The following is a 19,571-nucleotide window of genomic DNA, read 5'->3' as shown; positions in this document are numbered from 1 at the left end:
AAAGAAATGGCATGACCAGAACGGTGGTGAGGGTCGAAGGGCTTTAAGCTAAAGTTGAAACGCAAGTTTCAATCGTTCGTTTTACAGTCTGCCGGACGTCGTATATGGTTGGCGTTCATGAACTACTTGATAGCCTCGCCACAATAACAAGGTCGGTACAGCATCGACACGGATAGCGGAGATTCCCCATGAGCGAACACGCCAGCACCCCCATTTTACGCGGCCCAGCGCTTGAAGGGTTGGAGCAGTACGACTCGGTCACCGATGTATTCCATTCGGCAGTGAAGCGCTTCGCCCAGAAGCCAGCCTTTACCTGCATGGGCAAGACGCTCAGCTTTGCCGACCTGGACCGCTTATCAGCGGATTTCGCCGCCTGGCTGCAGCATGAAACTGATCTGGAGCCGGGGGATCGGATCGCCATCCAGCTCCCCAACGTACTGCAGTTCCCGGTGGCCGTCTTCGGCGCACTGCGTGCTGGTCTGGTGGTGGTGAATACCAACCCGCTCTACACCGAGCGTGAAATGGCTCATCAGTTCAAGGACTCAAACGCCAAGGCCATCCTGATTCTGGCCAACATGGCCGACAAGCTCGAGAAGGTGCTGGACAAGACCGACATCAAGCACGTGCTGGTCACCCAGCTGGGGGATTTGCACGACGTGCCCAAGCGCTGGCTGATCAATGCCGTGGTCAAGCACGTCAAGAAAATGGTGCCCGCCTACTCGCTGCCCAGCGCAGTTGGTTTTCGCGATGCGCTGAAGAAGGGCGCTTCGCTCACCCATCGGCCGGTAGACCGCACCCAGGAAGATCTGGCCGCGCTGCAGTACACCGGTGGCACCACCGGCATGCCCAAAGGGGCAATGCTGACGCACCGCAACCTGGTGGCCAACATGCTGCAGGCTCGCTCGGCCATTGGGGAGCATCTGACCGACGGTGAGGAGCTGGTCATTGCGCCGCTGCCGGTGTACCACATCTACACGTTTACCGTTAACTGCCTGTTCCTGATGGAAACCGGCAACCACTCGCTGCTGATTACCAATCCGCGTGATTTGCCAGCCTTCGTCAAGGAGTTGAAAGGGCTGCCGTTCACCGGTTTCATTGGTTTGAACACGCTGTTCAATGCCCTGTGCAACCGTGATGATTTCCGCCAGCTCGACTTCTCGAAACTCAAGCTGACCATTTCCGGCGGCATGGCCTTGACCAAGGCAGCCGCCCAGCGCTGGGAAGAGACCACCGGCTGCCCGATTGCCGAAGGCTACGGGCTGACGGAAACGTCCCCCATCGTCAGCTTCAACCCCAGCGACGCCATTCAACTGGGCACCATCGGCAAACCCGTGGCAGGTACGGCGGTGAAGGTGGTGGACAGCGAGGGCAACGACGTGCCGTTTGGCGAGCCAGGGGAGCTGTGCGTGCAAGGGCCTCAGGTCATGAAAGGCTACTGGCAGCGTGAAGACGAAACGCGTAACTCCATCGATGAGCAGGGCTGGTTCCACACCGGTGATATCGCCGTTCTTCAAGATGATGGCTATATCAAGATCGTCGATCGCAAGAAGGACATGATTCTGGTGTCCGGTTTCAACGTCTACCCCAACGAAGTGGAAGACGTCGTGGCCGCGCATCCTGACGTGCTGGAAGTGGCTGCCGTCGGGGTGGCCGATGAAAACGCCGGCGAAGCTATCAAGCTCTTCGTCGTGTCGCAAAACAGCCAGCTGGATGCCGAGACGCTGCGCGCCTGGTGCAAAAAGGAGCTGACCGCCTACAAAGTACCCAAGTACGTCGAGTTCCGCGATGAGCTGCCCAAGACCAATGTGGGTAAAGTGTTGCGCCGCCAGCTGCGCGACCAGGAAGCCAACAAGGCCTGATACACGGCCATATTGGCTGGCGTTAGGCGTCACGTGATTGAAAGCGGTACAATGGTCGGCCCACTCCATGAGTGGGCCGACGTTTTATTCTGAGATGGAAACCGAGCCTAACGTGACCACCGACACGCACTCTTCTCGCACTGAATCCCCACAAGATCCTGCTGCTTCGCTGGCGGTACTCGACGCATCGCTGGGTGATGTCATGCTACGCGACCGTGAGCGCCTGGCCCGGCGTGTGTCGGGCTTGAAGCGACGGCAGGGTGACAACAAGCCGATCGACCGTGGTGTCAACGAGCTGCGCCGCGATATGGCAAAGGCCACGCAGCTGCTGGCCCAGCGGGAAGCCTTGCGTGTTGCCTTGAACTACCCCGGTGAGCTGCCCGTCGTCGAGCGTCGCGAGGACATTCTGGCGGCCATTCGGGAGCACCAGGTGGTTGTCGTGGCCGGTGAAACCGGCTCGGGTAAAACCACTCAGCTGCCCAAGATGTGTCTGGAGCTGGGGCGCGGACGCCAGGGCCTGATTGGCCACACCCAGCCGCGCAGGCTGGCGGCGCGCAGCGTGGCAGCCAGGCTTGCCGATGAGCTGGAGGTGGCACTGGGTGAGCAGGTGGGCTATCAGGTACGGTTCAATGACCAGAGTACGCCCACGACGCTGGTCAAACTGATGACCGACGGGATTCTGCTGGCCGAAACCCAGCACGACCCGCTGCTGTTGCGCTACGACACCCTGATCATCGATGAAGCCCACGAGCGCAGCCTCAATATCGATTTTCTGCTGGGCTACCTGAAGCGTTTGCTGCCTAAACGCCCGGACCTGAAGGTGATCATCACCTCCGCCACCATCGACGTCGAGCGCTTTGCGGCCCACTTCGGCACGCCTGACGCGTCGGCTCCGGTGGTCGAAGTCTCGGGCCGTACCTACCCGGTGGATGTCCTTTATCGCCCGCTGGTGCGCAGCGAAGAGGACGAGGAAGACCGCACGCTGCAAGAGGGTATTCTTCATGCCGTGCAGGAGATCGAGGCCATCGAGCGCCAGAAAGGCTGGCTCCACGGCCCCCGGGACGTGCTGGTGTTTCTGCCCGGTGAGCGTGACATTCGGGAAACCGCCGATACGCTGCGCCGTGCCGACCTGAAAGGCACCGACATTTTGCCGCTCTATGCGCGGCTGTCCAACGAAGAGCAAAATCGCGTGTTCGCCCCCCATCGCGGGCGACGTATCGTGCTGGCCACCAACGTGGCGGAAACCTCGCTGACCGTACCGGGAATTCGCTATGTCATCGACCCGGGCCTGGTGCGTATCAGTCGCTACAGCTACCGTGCCAAGATCCAGCGGCTGCCCATCGAGCCCATCAGCCAGGCCAGCGCCAACCAGCGCAAGGGGCGCTGTGGCCGGGTGGCCGAAGGGGTGTGCATTCGGCTGTATGATGAAGACGACTTTCTGGCTCGCCCGGCGTTTACCGACCCCGAAATTCAGCGCACCAACCTGGCGTCGGTGATTCTGTCCATGCTGGCGCTGAAGCTGGGGCACATCGAAGACTTTCCGTTTGTCGACCCGCCGGACGGCCGCTTCATCAAGGATGGTTTCCGGCTGCTGTTCGAGCTGGGTGCGGTGGACGACAAGCACCAGTTAAGCCCGCTGGGCCGTAAGCTGGCCAAACTGCCCATCGACCCAAGACTGGCGCGCATGGTGCTGGCGGGGGCCGAACGGGGCAGCCTGCGCGACGTGCTGGTGGTGGTCTCGGCGCTGGCCATTCAGGACCCGCGAGAGCGGCCTGCCGACAAGCGCCAGGCGGCCGACCAGGCGCATCAGCGCTGGCACGACCCGGATTCCGACTTCGTCGCTTTGCTCAACCTATGGCATGGCATCGAGAATGCTCGCGAGGCGCTCTCGGGCAATCAGCTGCGCCGCTGGTGCCGTGAGCACTACATCAACTATCTGCGCATGCGCGAGTGGCACGATACGTTCCGCCAACTGCGTCAGCTGCTGCGTGACATGGATATCGAGGTGCCGCCACCGCTGCCTCGCGATGAAGACGAAAGCGAAGAGCAGGCCAGGCAGGCGCGGCGTAAAACCTCTGGCAAGCTGCATCAGGCGCTGCTGTCGGGTTTGTTGTCCAATTTGGGAACGCTGTTGGAGAACCGCGAATACCTGGGCGCTCGCAACCGCAAATTCATGATCCATCCCAGCTCCGGGTTGGCCAGGAAGAGCCCCAAGTGGGTCATGGCCTTCGAGCTGATCGAAACCACCAAGCTGTTTGCCCGTACCGTGGCCAAAATCGACCCCCAGTGGATCGAGCCGCAGGCGCAGCATCTGGTCAAAAGCAGCTACAGCGAGCCCCACTGGGAAATGAAGCGCGCCCAGGTGGTGGCGTTCGAGCAGGTGACCCTGTTTGGCCTGCCTATCGTTGCGCGGCGCCGGGTGCACTATGGCCCCATTGCACCCCAGGAGTCGCGGGAGCTGTTTATTCGTCGTGCGCTGGTCGAAGGCGAATTCCAGACGCGAGGCGCGTTCTTTGCCTATAATCGGGCGTTGATCGAAGAGGTCGAAGCGCTGGAAGATCGTGCCCGACGGCGCGATATACTGGTGGACGAAGAGAGCCTGTTCGCCTTCTACGACGAGCGCATCCCGGCGGACATCGTCAATGGCAAGGGCTTCGAACACTGGCGCAAGCAGGCCGAGCAGCAACAGCCCGAGCTTCTGAAGTTCGATCTTGAGGCGCTCAAGGCTCGTGATGCCCATGACGTGACCCAGGCGCAGTACCCGGATCACCTCACCCTGGCGGGCGTGGCCTATCCGGTGAGCTATCACTTCGACCCGGATGCCGAGGACGATGGCGTCACCCTTACCGTGCCCGCGGCGATGCTGCCGCAGCTGCCTGCCCATGCCCTCGACTGGCTGGTGCCCGGCCTGCTGCGCGAGAAGTGTATTGCGCTGCTCAAGTCGCTGCCCAAAAGCCTGCGCCGCCAGGTGGTGCCCATCCCCGATTGGGTCGATGCCGCCCTGGAAACGCTGGTGCCGGACGAGCGCCCCTTGACCGAAGCGCTTGGCGAGTTCATCCGGCGGCGTACCGGCACGCGGGTTCGCCCCGACGACTGGCGCCTCGACCTGCTGCCGCCCCACCTGCGCATGAATGTGCGGGTGGTCGATCATGGTGGCAAGACCCTGGGGCAAGGGCGTGATGTACGTGCCCTTGAGCGGCGCTTCGAGGAAGCCGCCAGTGCCGGCGCCCAGGCGCTGGCCGAGCAGGCCAGCCAGGCACCCACGCTGGAAGAGCTGCCCGCATCGCCGCTGCCTGAATCTCGTGTCACCACCCAGGCGGGCATTCGCGTGGAAGCCTACCCGGCCTTGGTCGCTGAGGGCGGGCACTTCAAGGTCAGCCTGTTCGATCATCCCGCCAAGGCGCAGTTTGCGCATCAGGAAGGGGTAGCCCGGTTAGCCATTGCCAAACTGCCTGAGCAGGTTAAAGCCATCAAACGGCTATCGGGGGTCGAGAAGTGCGCGCTGCTGTTCGCGAAGGTAGGCAGCAAGCAGGCCCTGGTCGAGGATTTGCTGCTGGCGGTGTTTACACAGGTCGTGGCACAGCATCCGCTACCGCGTTCTGCCGGTGAGCTGGCCGAGCGACTGACAAAGACGCAGCCTCAACTGGTGGCCCATGCCGAGACCGTTCTGGGGCGTGTCGAAGAGGCACTGAAAGGCCATCTTGCCGTCAGCAAGATTCTGAAAGGGAAACTTAATTTTGCACTGGCGCTGGTCTATAGCGATGTCAGTGCGCAGATGCAGCGGCTGGTTTACCCAGGCTTCATTCGTGATGCGGACGAGTGGCTCACGGAGTATCCACGCTACATGGAAGCTGCGCTGATTCGCTTGGAAAAGGCCGCCCGGGAGCGAGGCAGGGACCAAATGCTGATGCAGGATGTCCAAGTCCTCGAAGCGCGCTTTGACGCACGGCGCAAGAGCGAGCGCCGTGGCGCGGCCGAAGACCCGACGCTGGTGGCGTTCGGTTGGTGGATACAGGAATTGAGAGTGTCGCTGTTTGCGCAGCAGTTGGGCACGCACATGCCGGTATCGGCAAAACGCCTGGAAAAGCGTTGGGAAGAGATCACCCGCGGGCAAGGCATTCAATGAAGGAGATTGGCATGACACAGGCAGTGATTACCGGAACAGGACTCTATACGCCGGAACACTCGGTCGATAATGCAGCGCTGGTCGCTGCCTTCAATGCATGGGTAGATCGCGAGAACGCGCGCCATGCCGAGGCCATTGCCCAGGGTGAGCGGGCAGCGCTGGCCTATTCGAGTACCGAGTTCATCGAGAAGGCCTCGGGTATCAAGAGTCGTTACGTGCTCGATGCCGCCGGGATTCTTGACCCTGAGCGAATGCGGCCTAAACTGCCACAACGTGACAACGACGAGCCGTCGATTCAGTGTGAGATGGCGACCGAAGCTGCGCGTCAGGCATTGGCGGCAGCCAGGGTATCGGCGGCGGATATTGAGCTGGTCATCGTGGCCTGCTCGAACCTGGAGCGCGCCTACCCGGCCGTGGCCGTGGAAGTGCAGCAAGCGCTGGGCACGTCGGGCTACGGCTTTGACATGAACGTGGCGTGCAGCTCCGCCACGTTTGCGCTGGAGACCGCGGCCAATGCGATTGCGGCAGGGCGGGTGAAACGTGCGCTGATCGTCAATCCCGAGATCTGCTCGGCACACCTGAATTTCACAGACCGTGACAGCCACTTTATTTTCGGCGATGCTTGTACTGCTATGGTACTGGAAAGCAGTGAGGTGGCCGTGGCCAGTGAGCGTTATGCGATTCTAGGGACACGCCTGGTCACTCAGTTTTCCAACGCCATTCGTAACAATGCCGGTTTTCTCAATCGAGTCACCGACAGCGACCCGCTGGCCCTGGACAAGCTGTTCGTGCAAGAGGGACGGCGAGTGTTCAAGGAAGTCTGCCCGCTGGTGGCCAGGCTGATCACCGAGCACCTGGCCTCCCTGGAATTGAGCGGTGAGGACCTTTCGCGGATGTGGTTACACCAGGCCAATCGCCACATGAACGACCTGATTGCCCGTAAGGTGCTGGGCCAGGAGCCTGATGTGCCGCAGGCGCCGATCATCCTGGACCGCTACGCCAATACCAGCTCGGCGGGGTCCATCATCGCTTTCCACCTGCATCGCGAGAACCTGGCGGAAGGCGATATTGGGGTGATCTGTTCGTTTGGTGCAGGGTACAGCGCGGGTAGCGTGATCCTTCGCCGAGAAGGCTAAGTACCTGGGCTAAGTACTTTGGATAAGTACTTGTGATAAGTACTTGTGATAAGTACGTCGTGAAAACCACGTCAGCGGCGAAGCGTTGGCGTTGTACACTTTGAAGATGCGTTGATGATGTGAAAAGAGGAAACCCCATGCTGAGGTTGTTTGCCACGCAAGACACGGCTCCCGGAACGTGGCGCCCCTGGCTCCCCGTTCTGTTGCTGGCCACGTTGGCCATGGGGGGATGTGCCAGCACGTCTCCCCAGGAGCGCGACGGCGAGCGCGAAGAGGGTGCCGTTGAGCAGTCAGCGCATCCGGAAGACCCTTGGGAAGGCTTCAATCGGCGAGTGTTCGCTTTCAATGACGTGCTCGATCGCTACGCACTGAAGCCTGTGGCCACGGGGTACAAAACCGTCACCCCTCAGCCGGTGCAGACTGGCGTAGGTAATTTCTTCTCCAACCTGGGAGAAATCCGCACGGCCATTAACAGTTTGCTGCAAGGCAAGCCTGCCAATGCGGGGCTGGCCACGTCGCGCTTTCTGATCAACTCCACGGTGGGTATCGGGGGGCTGTTGGATTATGCGACGCATATGGAGATTACCGCCGAGCGTGAAGATTTCGGCCAGACCCTGGCCGTCTGGGGCTGGGAAGATTCACGTTATCTGGTGCTGCCGCTGCTGGGGCCGCGTACCCTGCGAGATGCGTCGGGGTTCCCGCTGGATATCGCGGCGCACCCCATCACCTACATGGACGATCACCAGCTGCGCGCTGGCCTGACCGCGCTGGATATCGTGCACTTGCGGGCGGGCCTGCTGGATCAGGAGTCACTGATTCGTGGGGATCGCTACCGATTCATTCGCGATGCTTACTTGCAGCGTCGACAGTTCGAGATCAACGATGGTGAGCTGGGCGACGATCCCTTTGCCATGGACGATTTCGAGTTCGACGATAGCGACTTTGGTGACGACGACTTCGCCGACTGAGGCTAGACATGGATCACGCAAAGCAGTTGATCGCGGTAATCGATGAACCCGGTAGCGAGCGTGATGCGCTGGCCGAGGCGATTACCTGTGACGGGATGTGGGTGTTTGCCGCAGACAATATCGATCATCTGCCGGTGGGCACCGCGCTGATCGTCGCCCATGCTAGAGCGGTGCCCAGGCAGCAGTGGTTGCAACTGGCCCATCGCCTGCCCGCACTGGTCGTGAGTGATACCCGCCAGGATGCGGATTTGATCAAGGCAATCGACGCTGGATTGGTGGATTACATCGTCCACCCGCTCAGGCATGCTGAACTGCTGCGCAGGATGATTCGCAAGGCCATCGAGCTGCATCAACTGGCTCAGGAGCGTGACCGTGACCGACAACGGCTGGCGGAGCTGAACGAAAGTCTGGAAACCCATTTGGCCCTGCTGAGAATGGACCAGCAGAGTGGCGGACATATTCAGCGCCGTCTGCTGCCGCCAAGGCCCAAGGTGATCAGTGGCGTCTATTACGATTACTGGTTTGCGCCGTCGCTCTATTTGTCGGGCGATTTTCTCGACTACCAGCGCTACAACGAGCGCTTCAGCGTGTTCTATTTTGCCGATGTGTCCGGCCATGGTGCCTCCTCGGCCTTCGTGACCGTGCTGCTGAAATATCTCTGTAACCGCTGGCTGAACGAGTGGGACGGTCAGGACCCTGAGGCGCTGCCGCCCCGCTGGTTATCGGCCCTGAACCGTGAACTTCAGGATACCGACATCGGCAAACACGCCACTTTATTTGTCGCTGTTATTGACCATGAGGAAAAGACTCTGCACTATTCGCTCGGCGCCCAGCTTCCCATGCCATTATTGGTGGCGGATGGAAACCTGACGCGTTTGGCGGGGGAAGGAATGCCGGTAGGCCTTTTCCCTGATGTGGAGTATCCTTCGCTTAGCTGCCCGCTGCCAGCCAACTTCCAGTTGTGGCTGTGTTCAGATGGTGTATTGGAATGCTTGCCGGGTAAGACGCTCGACACGCGGCTCACGGAACTTGAGCAACTAGTAAGCGAAAGTGTCACGCTTGAGCAGCTGCGAGACCGGCTAGCCAACACCAACTCGCTCCTGAGTGGGGGCGACGAGGACGATGAGGCGAACCAGGACCGCGATGCTTTACCCGATGACCTGACAATCATGATGGTGAGCGGATTTGGTCATGCTGATTGAAGAAGGCCGCATCAAGGCGGCGTTCGACTCCGGTGTTTTTGTTCTAAAGCTGTGTGGTGATGTAAGACTCACACTCTGCGCCACACTCGATACCCAGGCACAACGTCTCGCGGAAACGCCGGGCCTGCGTGCGGTGATGATTGACCTGCGCGAGGCGACGAACGTCGACTCGACGGCGCTGGGTTTTCTCGCCAAGGTGGCCATGGTCGTCAAAGGTCATCTGGAACAGCCCCCAACCATCATCGCGGATAATCCGGATGTCCGGCAGATGCTGGATGTGATGGGTTTTGCGCGCTTCTTTACGCTGATGTCGGCACCGCTGCAGCAGTCGGCACCGCTGGAGACGGTACTGGAAGATCTGCCCGAGGAGCCCGCTGACGAAGAGGGGCTGCGCGGCCGTATTCTGGAAGCACATCGTATCCTGATGCACATGAACGAGCATAACCGCGAGCAGTTTCAGCCGCTGGTGGAGATGCTGGAAGCCCAGGGGGCTCCTGCAAAATAAAGCCCTCTGGCCCATGATGCGCCAGAGGGCTGTTCACAGACGCCTGGAGAGCAGGCGTGCGAAAATCGCAGCCTAGCCCTTTCTTAGCGTGCTCAGCAGTTCTTCCAGCTTGCGCTGGTCAGCCATGAACTTGCGAATCCCTTCGGCCAGCTTGTCGGTGGCCATCTCGTCTTCGTTCATTGCCCAGCGAAAATCGGCTTGTGTCAGGGCTTCTTGCGGTGAGCTGCTGGCGCCTAAAGGGCTGAGTTGGCGGGGCAGGTCGGCCTCGATTTCGTCCAGCTCCTTGAGCAGGGCAGGGGAGATGGTCAGGCGGTCACAGCCTGCCAGCGCCTGAATTTCACCGATGTTACGAAAGCTGGCACCCATCACGATGGTGGGGTAGCCGTGGCCTTTGTAGTACTCGTAAATCCCTTTGACCGACTGTACGCCCGGGTCCTGTGCACCGCTGAAGTCGGCATCAGGCTGACGCGCCTTGTGCCAATCAAGAATCCGCCCCACGAAAGGCGAGATCAGCGTGACGCCGGCATCGGCGCAGGCCTGAGCCTGGGCAAAGCCGAACAGCAGGGTCAGGTTGGTACGAATCCCGTCGCGCTCCAGCTGGTGAGCGGCCTGAATGCCTTCCCAGGTGGAAGCCATCTTGATCAGAATACGCTCGGGACCCACGCCGTACTCGGCATAACGCTCGATCAACGAGTGGGCCTTGGCGATGGTCGCTTCCTTGTCAAAAGAGAGACGCGCGCTGACCTCGGTGGACACATAGCCGGGAACCAGCTTGCTGATTTCGCTACCGATATCCACCGCCACCCGATCGACCGCGTCGTCCAGGTCGGTGCTCTCCTTGGCGATACTGGCCAGACGAGCACGGCGCTCCTCCTGTTGGGCCGCCTGAAGAATCAGCGAAGGGTTGGTGGTGGCGTCCTCGGGCTGGAAGCGACGAATGGCCTCCAGATCCCCGGTATCGGCCACCACGGTGGTCATCTCTTTCAATTGGCTTAATAGACTAGTGGCCATGCAGTGCTCCTTGTATGAGTCATGGTTACTCTAACAAGGCTGGCTCGCGTTGAGTATGTTTGATCGGTGATGATAGCGAAGAATCCGCTGCCCGCCACTGATAGCCGATGGTCTCGGGTTGCTGGCTGATCTTGAATCGGGCCGCTTGCTCTCGCATCCCTTCGGCAGCCGACTCCAGCGACATGGCGTCCTGTGCGGTGGCATCGACCTGACGCGCATTGGCCTGGGTCACCTGGGTCTGCTCCTGCAGGGTCTCGTTGATCTCTTCGATGTTCTGATGCTGCAGGTGGGCGGCTTCGGCAATATCGGTAATCAGGCGGTGAGTCGAAGAGATCGAGCCGACCATCTCCTCGACCTGTTGGTTGGCATCTCGGGAAAGCTGGTTGCCGCGCTCGATACTGGTATTGGAAGAGGCCAGCAGGCCGCGAATCTGAGTGGCAGCTTCTGCGCTGCGGGTGGCCAGCGAACGCACTTCAGCGGCCACCACGGCAAAGCCGCGCCCCTGTTCGCCTGCACGGGCCGCTTCCACCGACGCGTTGAGGGCCAGCAGGTTCGTCTGGAACGAAATGCCATTGATGACGTTGACGATGTCGTTGACCTGCTTGGCGTGGGCATCGATCTCTTCCATGGTCGACAGAAAGGCTTCCATGGTGTGGTGGCTCTGCTGAGCTTGTGTCGTGGCGTGTTCGGTCAGTTCCTTGGCCTTCAGGGCATGCTCGGCGGTGTGGGCCACGCTATCGGTCAGGGTATGTACGTTGGTGGCCGTGTTGTCCAGTGAGGTGGTTTGCTGATGGGTGCGCGTGGCCAGGTCCTCGTTACCCAGTGCCAGCCGCTGAGCACTCTGGAACACGTGCTGGCTGTTGTCATGCAGTTGCTTGACGGTCTCGATCAGGGAGTTTTGCATGACCCCCAGGGCCGCATAGAGCTGGCCGATTTCGTTGTTGCCACGGGCCGGAACCTCGGCACTCAGGTCTCCTTCGGCCATATGACGAAAATGGCCGATCAAGTGGCGGATGGGCTGTAGCAACTGGAAGTGGCCCAGCCAGATCAAGGCGCCCATCAGGGCCAGGGAGACCGCCATACCCAGCGCCAGCCCAGCGGCCACCATACCTGCGCGCTGCTTGGCGTCCTGCATCAGACTGACGCCTTGCTGGTCGGCTACCTGATAAAACGCCCGGGCATGGCCTGCCAGGGCCTCGCTATGATCCATGGCTTCCAGAGTGATTTGCCGATAGCCGCTGCGGTCACCGGAGGTAATCGCGTTGCGCTGGGCATCCATGCTGGCCAGCAGTTGATGGGCGCGCTCATCGATGGCGTCGCGCAACGCTGAATAGGGGCTGTCCTGAGTGGCCTGAAGGAAACTTTCCAGCGCCTGGGACATCTCGTTCAGCTCGTACTCGACGGCTTCCAGCGCTGCGATGGGGTCACCGAGCGACGGACGCAATTGGCGCTCCAGAGCACGGTCCATGCGATTGAGACCTTCCAGGCTGGCAATGTGCAGCCGATTCAGCGAGGAGGCTTGCTGGACATTGACCTGCTCCAGCGAAGCCAGGTCACGCTGGCTCTGCTGCATGATATGCCAAGCCAGTGCGGCGAACATCAGCAGGCAGCCTGCCATCAATAGCAGCGCGGCCAGGCTCAGGTTGCGTAGCGAAATGTTTTCCAGCTTTTTGAGTATCATCGTGGCCCCCAGGACAGCGTCATTTGAATCATGACGGGCAGCTTAATGGGCAAATGTTTCAGTTCTGAGTGGGCGATGCGCGATCCTGGGGTTGAGTGTATGATTAGCGTCCTACCTAAGTGGCCAGCGAGCGGCCAACCAGCGTAGCTTTCGAGGAGATGTATGGAACTCAATCCGCGTCGCGTGGCGCTATTGGTGGCGGCCAATACGGCGTTGGCCCCTTTTGCAATAGACGCCTACCTGCCTGCCATGGGAGTGCTGGCGGAAAGTATCGATGCCAGCATTCACCATACCGAGCTTTCCATCAGTATGTTTCTGTTCGGCTTTGCGCTGGGGCAGCTCTGTTTTGGCCCGCTGTCGGACCGCATGGGCCGCAAGCCCGTGTTGCTCAGCGGGCTGGTGGTCTTCATGTTGGCCAGCTTGATGATCACCACCGCCGATAGCCTGACATCCTTGCTGGCATGGCGGTTCGTGCAGGCGCTGGGCGGGGGAGCCTGCGTGGTCAATTCGGCGGCCATCGTACGGGATTGTTTCAGCGGGCGTGAGGCTGCCAGGGTGATGTCCACCATGGCCATGATCATGATGCTGGCGCCGCTGGTGGCGCCGGCGGTCGGGAGCCTGCTGCTGTATATTGCTGGCTGGTGGCTGATCTTTGTATTTCTGGCAGTCTATGCAGGCTTTTTGCTCTGGCTGCTAGGAACACGCCTGCCTGAAACCCGCGCCCCGGGCCTGCCTGTTGCCACTCCTCGTCAGGTGCTGGGTAACTACGCCAGCGTGCTGCGTCACCGGGAAGGGATGGGGTACATTTGCGCCGTGGCAGCCTCGTTTGCAGGCCTCTTCGCGTTCGTAACGGCCTCACCCTTTCTTTATCTGGAGTATTTCTCCCTCTCTCCGGGCGTTTACCCACTGGTGTTTGGGGTCAACGTGGTCATGATTGCGCTCTCCAATCGGCTGAATATCCATCTTCTGCGCAAGCGCACACCCCAGCAAAACCTGCGCTTTGGCTTGACGGTGCAGCTATGCGCCGCGCTGGCACTGGTGGCTGCCACGGCCCTGGGCCTGGCCTCGTTGCCGGTCGTGGTGGCGCTGGTGATGCTGTTTACCGGCATGATCGGGCTGATCACACCCAACGCCATCTCGTCGCTGTTGGATCATTTCGGCCATATCAGCGCCACGGCCACGGCGCTGCTGGGGGGCATTCAGTTCAGCTGTGGCGCGCTGGCGGGTGTGCTGGTGGGGCTCTTCCAGGTAGAGCACCTCTGGCCGATGGTGCTGACCATGCTGGGCGCGGCGCTGCTGGGTAATATCGGGGTGAGAAAGCTCACCCAGGCGGTCTAGGCGTGGCGATGCTCGAATGGCTGGCGCTCACCATGGAGCTCTCTTTGGGAATTTCTCTGGCAACATGGCTGGCCTGTGCCGGGGTGCTGCTGCTGGGGGCTTTCGTACAGCGTGCCACGGGGTTTGGCCTGGCGGTCGTCGGGGCACCGCTGTTGCTGATGCTGGAGCCACGGCTGGTGCCGGTGGTGCTGGTGCTGTTCGGTTTTACGGTCTCGCTGATGATGGTGCGCCGCTATTGGCACGAAGTGCATCTGCGCGAGATTAGCGTGGCACTGGTGGGGCGGCTGCCGGGTAACGGGCTGGGGATCTGGCTGCTGCTGGCGGCGCCCATGGCCGTACTGGAAACGCTGATTGCCGCCATCGTGCTGTTTGCGGTCGGCGTGACGCTGTGCCGTTTTCATGTGCCGGTGAATCGCGTCACGATGTTCGTGGCCGGTGTACTGTCGGGCATCTTCGGCACCGTGGCCGCCATTGGTGGGCCGCCCATCGTGCTGTTGATGCACGGCTTCTCGCCGGATCGCATGCGCGGCAATCTGGCGGCCTTCTTTGTCATCACCTCGTTGCTGACTTTGGCGACGCTGGCGCTGGCGGGGCAGCTCAGCATCTGGCATTTCAAGCTGGCGCTGACGTTCCTGCCTGCCGTGTTGATCGGTAATGCGTTGGCGGGTGCGGTCGCCCATCGGCTGGATAGAGTGCTGCTACAACGCTGTTCATTGGCCCTGTGTACGCTAGCGGCGCTGGGCTTGCTGCTGTGATAGGGCCCCAGGCCAACGCTTCGTTAACATTCCCCGCTAAAAAATTACCGCTGTCATATTTCTGCAATCGTCGCTGTGCAAACTCCTCGGTGTGAAAGGCCAATCGCCAACATTGCCGAACGGCTCAAATCGAATAGCCCAGGCATGAAACTAGAAGGGGACACGACGATGAAAGTAACGAAAAAGACACTAGGTGTTGTAGTTGCTGCCGCTCTTGCTACCGGCGTATCGACGGCTGCTACTGCCCGTGACACCGTGCAAATCGCTGGTTCTTCGACGGTACTGCCGTTTGCCAGCATCGTTGCTGAAGAGTTCGGTAACACTTATTCCCAGTTCAACACTCCGGTCGTCGGTTCTGGTGGCTCCGGTGGCGGCCTGCGCCAGTTCTGTCAGGGCGTTGGTGAAAACACCATCGACATCGCCAACTCTTCTCGTGCCATCCGCAGTGGCGAAGTAGCCAACTGTAACGAAAACGGCGTCAACGACATCCTCGAAGTGATGTTCGGCTACGACGGCATCGTGTTTGCATCGCGTATCGACCGTGAAGAGTTCGCTCTGACGCCTGAGCACGTGTTCAAGGCCGCTGCCGCTCAAGTCACTCAGGATGGTCAGCTGGTCGACAACCCCTACACCCGCTGGAACGAAATCGACAGCAGCCTGCCCGACCAGGAAATCGTGCTGGTGATTCCGGCTTCCAACCACGGTACCCGTGAAGTATTTGAAGAGAAAGTCATCCACGCTGGCTGTGAAACCGATGCCAACGTAGAAGGCGATGCCTGTAACTCGCTGCGTGGCGATGGCCGTATCGTCGAAATCGCCGGTGACTACACCGAGACGCTGGCTCGTCTGGATGCCCAGGCAGATGCCGTTGGTGTCTTCGGTCTAAGCTTCTACGACCAGAACCGTGACCGTCTGCAAGTGGCCACGGTGGATGGCGTGACGCCCAGCCTGGAAACCATCGGTTCTGGCGAATACCCCGTTTCTCGTCCGCTGTTCTTCTACGTGAAGGGCGAGCACCTGGACGTGATCCCGGGCCTGGCCGAGTACACCGAGTTCTTCCTGAACGACATGATCTCTGGCTACGGCAGCCCGCTGGAAGACGCTGGTCTGATCCCGATGAGCGAAGAAGAGCGTGCTGAAGCACTGGCTCAATTCGAAGCCCGTACCGTGGTAAGCGTTGAAGAGTAAGACTGCCACCATCGCTTCACAGCGATGATCAGGTAGGCATTGCGCCAGCATCATGGAAATGGTGCTGGCGCTTGAACGTAGGAAATCATGGGCGGAGAGAGAATGAGTAACATTGCCTTGATAGCCACGCTACTCGTGATAATGGCCTTGGCTTACCACTTGGGGTTAACACGCAGTCGCGCGGTTGCGGCAGAGCACGATGTCAGAATGCATTCGCGCCCCGGTTATTATGGAGCGTTGGTGGCCTTGTGGTGTGGGCTGCCAGCGCTTGCCCTATTTATATTGTGGTCGCTGTTGGCACCACAGTTGATTGATATGCTGGTCGTTCAGCAACTGCCCCCCGAGCTGGTGGCAGGCATGAGCGAACGTGAAATGAACACCTTGTTGCGGCGTATCACCGCGCTGGCCAACGAGCGTAACGTGGCCGGAGGGGGAAGCGCCGAGGAGTTGGCCGCGGCCGCACACATGGCGCGCCTGCAGACCTTCCAGAACACCACGCTGATCGCGCTGATGGCCGTGGTGGCCGTGGTGGGGCTGGTGTTTGCCCGGCGGCGTATTTCCCCTCAGTGGCGGGCGCGTAATCATGTCGAGCGCGTGATCTCCATTGCGCTGGCTTCCTGCTCCGCCATCGCGATTTTCACCACGGTGGGTATCGTGCTGTCGATGCTGGGCGAGGCGCTGAAGTTCTTCAGCTTCATCAGCCCGGCAGAGTTCTTCCTGGGTACGACCTGGAACCCCCGTTTCAGCACGTCGGGCACCGATGCGCAGGGGGAGTTTGGCCTGCTGCCGCTGCTGTGGGGCACCATGATGGTGAGTATCATTGCCTTGCTGGTGGCGATCCCCGTGGGGCTGATGACGGCGATTTACATGGCCGAATACGCGCCCCCCTGGCTGCGTAACGTGGCCAAGCCGATCATCGAAATTCTAGCCGGTATCCCGACCATCGTGTACGGCTTCTTTGCCCTGATCGTCATTGGGCCTTTTCTTTCCAGCCTGGGCGATATGGTCGGTATCAATATTCGCGCCACCAGCGCGCTCACCGCGGGCCTGGTGATGGGCATCATGATCATTCCGTTCGTGTCGTCACTCTCTGACGACATTATTACTCAGGTGCCCAAGTCACTGCGCGATGGTGCGCTGGGGCTGGGGGCAACCAAGTCCGAGACCATTCGCCAAGTGGTATTGCCTGCGGCGCTGCCGGGTATCGTTGGTGCCTTTCTGCTGGCGGCCAGCCGCGCCATCGGTGAAACCATGATCGTGGTATTGGCGGCCGGTAATAACCCGGTACTGCACGGTAATCCGTTCGAGGCGGTATCGACCATCACCGTGACCATCGTTAACCAGTTGACCGGGGACATGGACTTTGCCAGCCCACAGTCGCTGGTGGCCTTTGCTCTGGGCTTGACGCTGTTCGTCATTACCCTGGGCCTGAACGTCATCGCACTGGTTGTGGTGCGTAAATACCGCCAGCAATACGAGTAAGCGACCATGTCTATTACGATTGAGCAGCGCCGTCAGCATCGCCTGACCACGATCGAAAACTCGCTGGCAAGACGTCATCGTCAGGAAAAGCGTTTTCGCTTTGCCGGGTTGGCCGCCGTCGTGACCGGCCTGACCCTGGTCGCCATTCTGTTCATCAGTATTCTGATGCGCGGTGTGCCGGCATTTTGGCAAGCGACGCTCTACCCGGAGGTGTACTTCGACCCCGAAGTGATCCAGCTGGAAGAGAAGCCGGTGCGCGCCAGCGGTGAAAGCCAGTCGGCGTTCAACGAACGTTATTCCGCGTGGCTGACCCAGGCAGGACTGGTCAACTGGCAGTCATTGATCGACCGCGCCATGGAAGAGGCGCTGGGGGTCGAGGTCGAGCCTCAACAGCTACGTGATCTGCGTGCCCTGGTGACCTCGGGTGAGCGCTTTGCACTGCGTGAGAAGTTCATCAAGGATCCTTCCTTGCTGGGCCAGACCGTGGAAGTGAAAATGCTCGCGGCGGCCAACGTCGACGTCTGGATCAAGGGCAATATCGACCGCTCGCTGCCGGATGCGCGTCAGCAGTTGAGTGCCCAGACCCGGGAATGGGCTGACCGCCTTTACGATGAGAACGTCATCCGTAACTCCTTCAGTACGTCGCTGTTCCTGAATACCGACTCGCGCAGCTCGCCTGCGTCGGCGGGCCTGGCAGGGGCCTTCATGGGGTCGCTGTTCATGATGCTGATCGTGATCACGCTTTCGGTCCCCATTGGTGTAGCCAGCGCCATCTACCTGGAAGAGTTCGCGCCCAAGAACCGTTTGACCGATCTCATCGAGATCAATATCAACAATCTGGCAGCCGTGCCTTCCATCGTGTTCGGCTTGCTGGGGGCTTCCATCTTCATAGGCTATCTGGGCATGCCGCTGTCGGCGCCGCTGGTGGGCGGCCTGGTGCTGACGCTGATGACCCTGCCGACCATCATCATCGCTACCAGGGCATCGCTGCGCTCGATTCCGCCCTCCATTCGCCAGGCGGCGTTGGGGATCGGCGCATCGAAAGTGCAGACGGTCTTCCACCATGTATTGCCCTTGGCACTGCCGGGTATCCTGACGGGCTCCATTCTGGGCGTTGCCCAGGCGCTGGGCGAGACGGCACCGCTGCTGCTCATCGGCATGAATGCGTTCGTGTCCAACGTGCCCAGCACGCCATTGGAGCAGTCGGCTGCGCTACCGGTACAGATCTATCTATGGCAGGGTAACGAGCTGCGCAATTTCTTCGAGGCGCGTACGTCAGCGGCCATCATTGTACTGCTGGGGTTGATGCTGAGCCTGAACGCACTGGCAATCTGGCTGCGTAAAAAATTCGAGACGAGGTGGTAAGTGAATACTTCAACAGAGCCCAAGACATCCCCATTGGTGAGCGTAGGCGCTGGCGAGAGCCGCACCAGTAAAGCCACCGACAAGGTCAAGATGAGCGCCCAGGACGTCAAGGTCTTTTACGGTGCCAGTCAGGCGATCAATGGTATCAGCCTGGATGTGTACGAAAACGAAGTGCTGGCGTTCATCGGGCCTTCTGGCTGCGGTAAGTCGACCTTTCTGCGCTGCTTGAACCGCATGAACGACACCATCGACATCTGTCGGGTCGAGGGCAAGATCACCTTGGATGACAAGGATATCTATGCCCCGGATCGCGATGTGGTACTCCTGCGTGCCCAGGTAGGCATCGTGTTTCAGAAGCCCAATCCGTTTCCCAAGTCGATTTATGAAAACATCGCCTATGGCCCGCGTCTGCACGGTCTGGCAAAGCGCAAGGCCGAGCTGGACGACATCGTCGAGAGCAGCCTGCGCCGTGCCGGGCTCTGGGAAGAGGTCAAGGATCGACTGGATCAGCCGGGCACCGGGTTGTCGGGTGGCCAGCAGCAGCGCCTGTGCATTGCCCGCACTGTGGCCGTCAGCCCGGACATCATCCTGATGGATGAGCCGTGCTCGGCCCTCGACCCCATCGCGACGGCCAAGGTGGAGCAGCTGATCGATGAGCTCAGCGAGAGCTATACCATCGTCATGGTGACCCACAACATGCAGCAGGCCGCACGCGTGGCTGACCGTACGGCGTTCTTCCACATGGGGGATCTGGTGGAGGTGGACAGCACCGACCAGATCTTCACCAACCCGCAAGACCAGCGTACCCACGATTACATCACGGGGCGTTTCGGGTGATCACGCCGTACTGATCACGGGTTACCCGCAGGGGGCGTGGCCGCCTGCGGGTTCGATGGCTGGTTTTTTTTGATTTTTCATATATGATTTTTCATATATTGACGGTTCACTTGGCTCT

14 protein-coding genes are annotated in these 19,571 nt (G+C 60.2%); 12 read left to right on the top strand and 2 right to left on the bottom strand.

Features of this window, described 5'->3' with window-relative positions; genetic code table 11:
- Positions 1-188 precede the first annotated feature (188 nt).
- The 6 genes from HSS18214_RS0105675 (at position 189) to HSS18214_RS0105650 (ending at position 9,796) form a co-directional block, all read left to right on the top strand.
- On the top strand, positions 189-1,859 hold the full coding sequence (locus HSS18214_RS0105675) for an AMP-binding protein (RefSeq protein ID WP_016914337.1): 1,671 nt from the start codon (positions 189-191) through the stop codon (positions 1,857-1,859).
- Positions 1,860-1,953: 94 nt separating this feature from the next.
- Complete coding sequence (gene hrpA / locus HSS18214_RS0105670) at positions 1,954-5,985, top strand: ATP-dependent RNA helicase HrpA (protein ID WP_016914336.1); 4,032 nt, start codon at positions 1,954-1,956, stop codon at positions 5,983-5,985.
- Between the two features lie 11 nt (positions 5,986-5,996).
- Positions 5,997-7,121 (top strand): beta-ketoacyl-ACP synthase III, encoded by a 1,125-nt coding sequence (locus HSS18214_RS0105665; RefSeq protein ID WP_016914335.1) that lies wholly within the window; start codon positions 5,997-5,999, stop codon positions 7,119-7,121.
- A 137-nt stretch (positions 7,122-7,258) separates the two neighbouring features.
- Entirely contained in the window at positions 7,259-8,089 is an 831-nt protein-coding gene (locus tag HSS18214_RS0105660; protein WP_016914334.1) for an MlaA family lipoprotein, read from the top strand.
- An 8-nt stretch (positions 8,090-8,097) separates the two neighbouring features.
- On the top strand, positions 8,098-9,291 hold the full coding sequence (locus tag HSS18214_RS0105655) for a PP2C family protein-serine/threonine phosphatase (RefSeq protein ID WP_016914333.1): 1,194 nt from the start codon (positions 8,098-8,100) through the stop codon (positions 9,289-9,291).
- On the top strand, positions 9,281-9,796 hold the full coding sequence (locus tag HSS18214_RS0105650; RefSeq protein WP_016914332.1) for an STAS domain-containing protein: 516 nt from the start codon (positions 9,281-9,283) through the stop codon (positions 9,794-9,796). The genes HSS18214_RS0105655 and HSS18214_RS0105650 overlap by 11 nt, the downstream gene beginning before the upstream one ends.
- 72 nt (positions 9,797-9,868) lie before the next feature.
- On the opposite strand, the gene tal is transcribed toward HSS18214_RS0105650, so the two are convergent.
- Positions 9,869-10,807, bottom strand: a complete 939-nt coding sequence (gene tal, locus HSS18214_RS0105645; protein WP_026001753.1) for a transaldolase — start codon at positions 10,805-10,807, stop codon at positions 9,869-9,871.
- Between the two features lie 25 nt (positions 10,808-10,832).
- Positions 10,833-12,488 carry a methyl-accepting chemotaxis protein gene (locus HSS18214_RS0105640; RefSeq protein WP_016914330.1) on the bottom strand — a complete coding sequence of 552 codons (1,656 nt, stop codon included), beginning with the start codon at positions 12,486-12,488 and terminating at the stop codon, positions 10,833-10,835.
- Positions 12,489-12,650: 162 nt separating this feature from the next.
- Here HSS18214_RS0105640 and HSS18214_RS0105635 point away from each other — a divergent pair, with 162 nt between their 5' ends.
- The 6 genes from HSS18214_RS0105635 to pstB all read left to right on the top strand — a co-directional run bounded on the left by HSS18214_RS0105635 (position 12,651) and on the right by pstB (position 19,453).
- On the top strand, positions 12,651-13,826 hold the full coding sequence (locus HSS18214_RS0105635; protein WP_016914329.1) for a multidrug effflux MFS transporter: 1,176 nt from the start codon (positions 12,651-12,653) through the stop codon (positions 13,824-13,826).
- An 8-nt stretch (positions 13,827-13,834) separates the two neighbouring features.
- The gene (locus HSS18214_RS0105630) at positions 13,835-14,581 is read left to right on the top strand and encodes a sulfite exporter TauE/SafE family protein (RefSeq protein WP_016914328.1); all 747 of its coding nucleotides are present in this window, start codon (positions 13,835-13,837) and stop codon (positions 14,579-14,581) included.
- Between the two features lie 168 nt (positions 14,582-14,749).
- Positions 14,750-15,769, top strand: a complete 1,020-nt coding sequence (locus HSS18214_RS0105625; RefSeq protein WP_040460850.1) for a substrate-binding domain-containing protein — start codon at positions 14,750-14,752, stop codon at positions 15,767-15,769.
- Positions 15,770-15,871: 102 nt separating this feature from the next.
- Entirely contained in the window at positions 15,872-17,251 is a 1,380-nt protein-coding gene (gene pstC / locus HSS18214_RS0105620; protein ID WP_026001751.1) for a phosphate ABC transporter permease subunit PstC, read from the top strand.
- 6 nt (positions 17,252-17,257) lie between these two features.
- Complete coding sequence (pstA, locus tag HSS18214_RS0105615; protein WP_016914325.1) at positions 17,258-18,616, top strand: phosphate ABC transporter permease PstA; 1,359 nt, start codon at positions 17,258-17,260, stop codon at positions 18,614-18,616.
- A 90-nt stretch (positions 18,617-18,706) separates the two neighbouring features.
- Complete coding sequence (pstB, locus tag HSS18214_RS0105610) at positions 18,707-19,453, top strand: phosphate ABC transporter ATP-binding protein PstB (RefSeq protein WP_050980293.1); 747 nt, start codon at positions 18,707-18,709, stop codon at positions 19,451-19,453.
- The last annotated feature ends 118 nt before the right edge of the window (positions 19,454-19,571 follow it).

It is taken from the genome of Vreelandella stevensii S18214, from assembly GCF_000275725.1.
Lineage (GTDB): Bacteria > Pseudomonadota > Gammaproteobacteria > Pseudomonadales > Halomonadaceae > Vreelandella > Vreelandella stevensii.
Note: the sequence above shows the minus strand (reverse complement) of the source record. Positions and strands in the feature narration are given on the sequence as shown.

Coding starts and splice junctions, on each gene's coding strand:
- HSS18214_RS0105675 (WP_016914337.1), top strand. CDS start 189: ATGAGCGAACACGCCAGCACCCCCATTTTACGCGGCCCAGCGCTTGAA.
- hrpA (WP_016914336.1), top strand. CDS start 1,954: ATGGAAACCGAGCCTAACGTGACCACCGACACGCACTCTTCTCGCACT.
- HSS18214_RS0105665 (WP_016914335.1), top strand. CDS start 5,997: ATGACACAGGCAGTGATTACCGGAACAGGACTCTATACGCCGGAACAC.
- HSS18214_RS0105660 (WP_016914334.1), top strand. CDS start 7,259: ATGCTGAGGTTGTTTGCCACGCAAGACACGGCTCCCGGAACGTGGCGC.
- HSS18214_RS0105655 (WP_016914333.1), top strand. CDS start 8,098: ATGGATCACGCAAAGCAGTTGATCGCGGTAATCGATGAACCCGGTAGC.
- HSS18214_RS0105650 (WP_016914332.1), top strand. CDS start 9,281: ATGCTGATTGAAGAAGGCCGCATCAAGGCGGCGTTCGACTCCGGTGTT.
- tal (WP_026001753.1), bottom strand. CDS start 10,807: ATGGCCACTAGTCTATTAAGCCAATTGAAAGAGATGACCACCGTGGTG.
- HSS18214_RS0105640 (WP_016914330.1), bottom strand. CDS start 12,488: ATGATACTCAAAAAGCTGGAAAACATTTCGCTACGCAACCTGAGCCTG.
- HSS18214_RS0105635 (WP_016914329.1), top strand. CDS start 12,651: ATGGAACTCAATCCGCGTCGCGTGGCGCTATTGGTGGCGGCCAATACG.
- HSS18214_RS0105630 (WP_016914328.1), top strand. CDS start 13,835: ATGCTCGAATGGCTGGCGCTCACCATGGAGCTCTCTTTGGGAATTTCT.
- HSS18214_RS0105625 (WP_040460850.1), top strand. CDS start 14,750: ATGAAAGTAACGAAAAAGACACTAGGTGTTGTAGTTGCTGCCGCTCTT.
- pstC (WP_026001751.1), top strand. CDS start 15,872: ATGAGTAACATTGCCTTGATAGCCACGCTACTCGTGATAATGGCCTTG.
- pstA (WP_016914325.1), top strand. CDS start 17,258: ATGTCTATTACGATTGAGCAGCGCCGTCAGCATCGCCTGACCACGATC.
- pstB (WP_050980293.1), top strand. CDS start 18,707: ATGAGCGCCCAGGACGTCAAGGTCTTTTACGGTGCCAGTCAGGCGATC.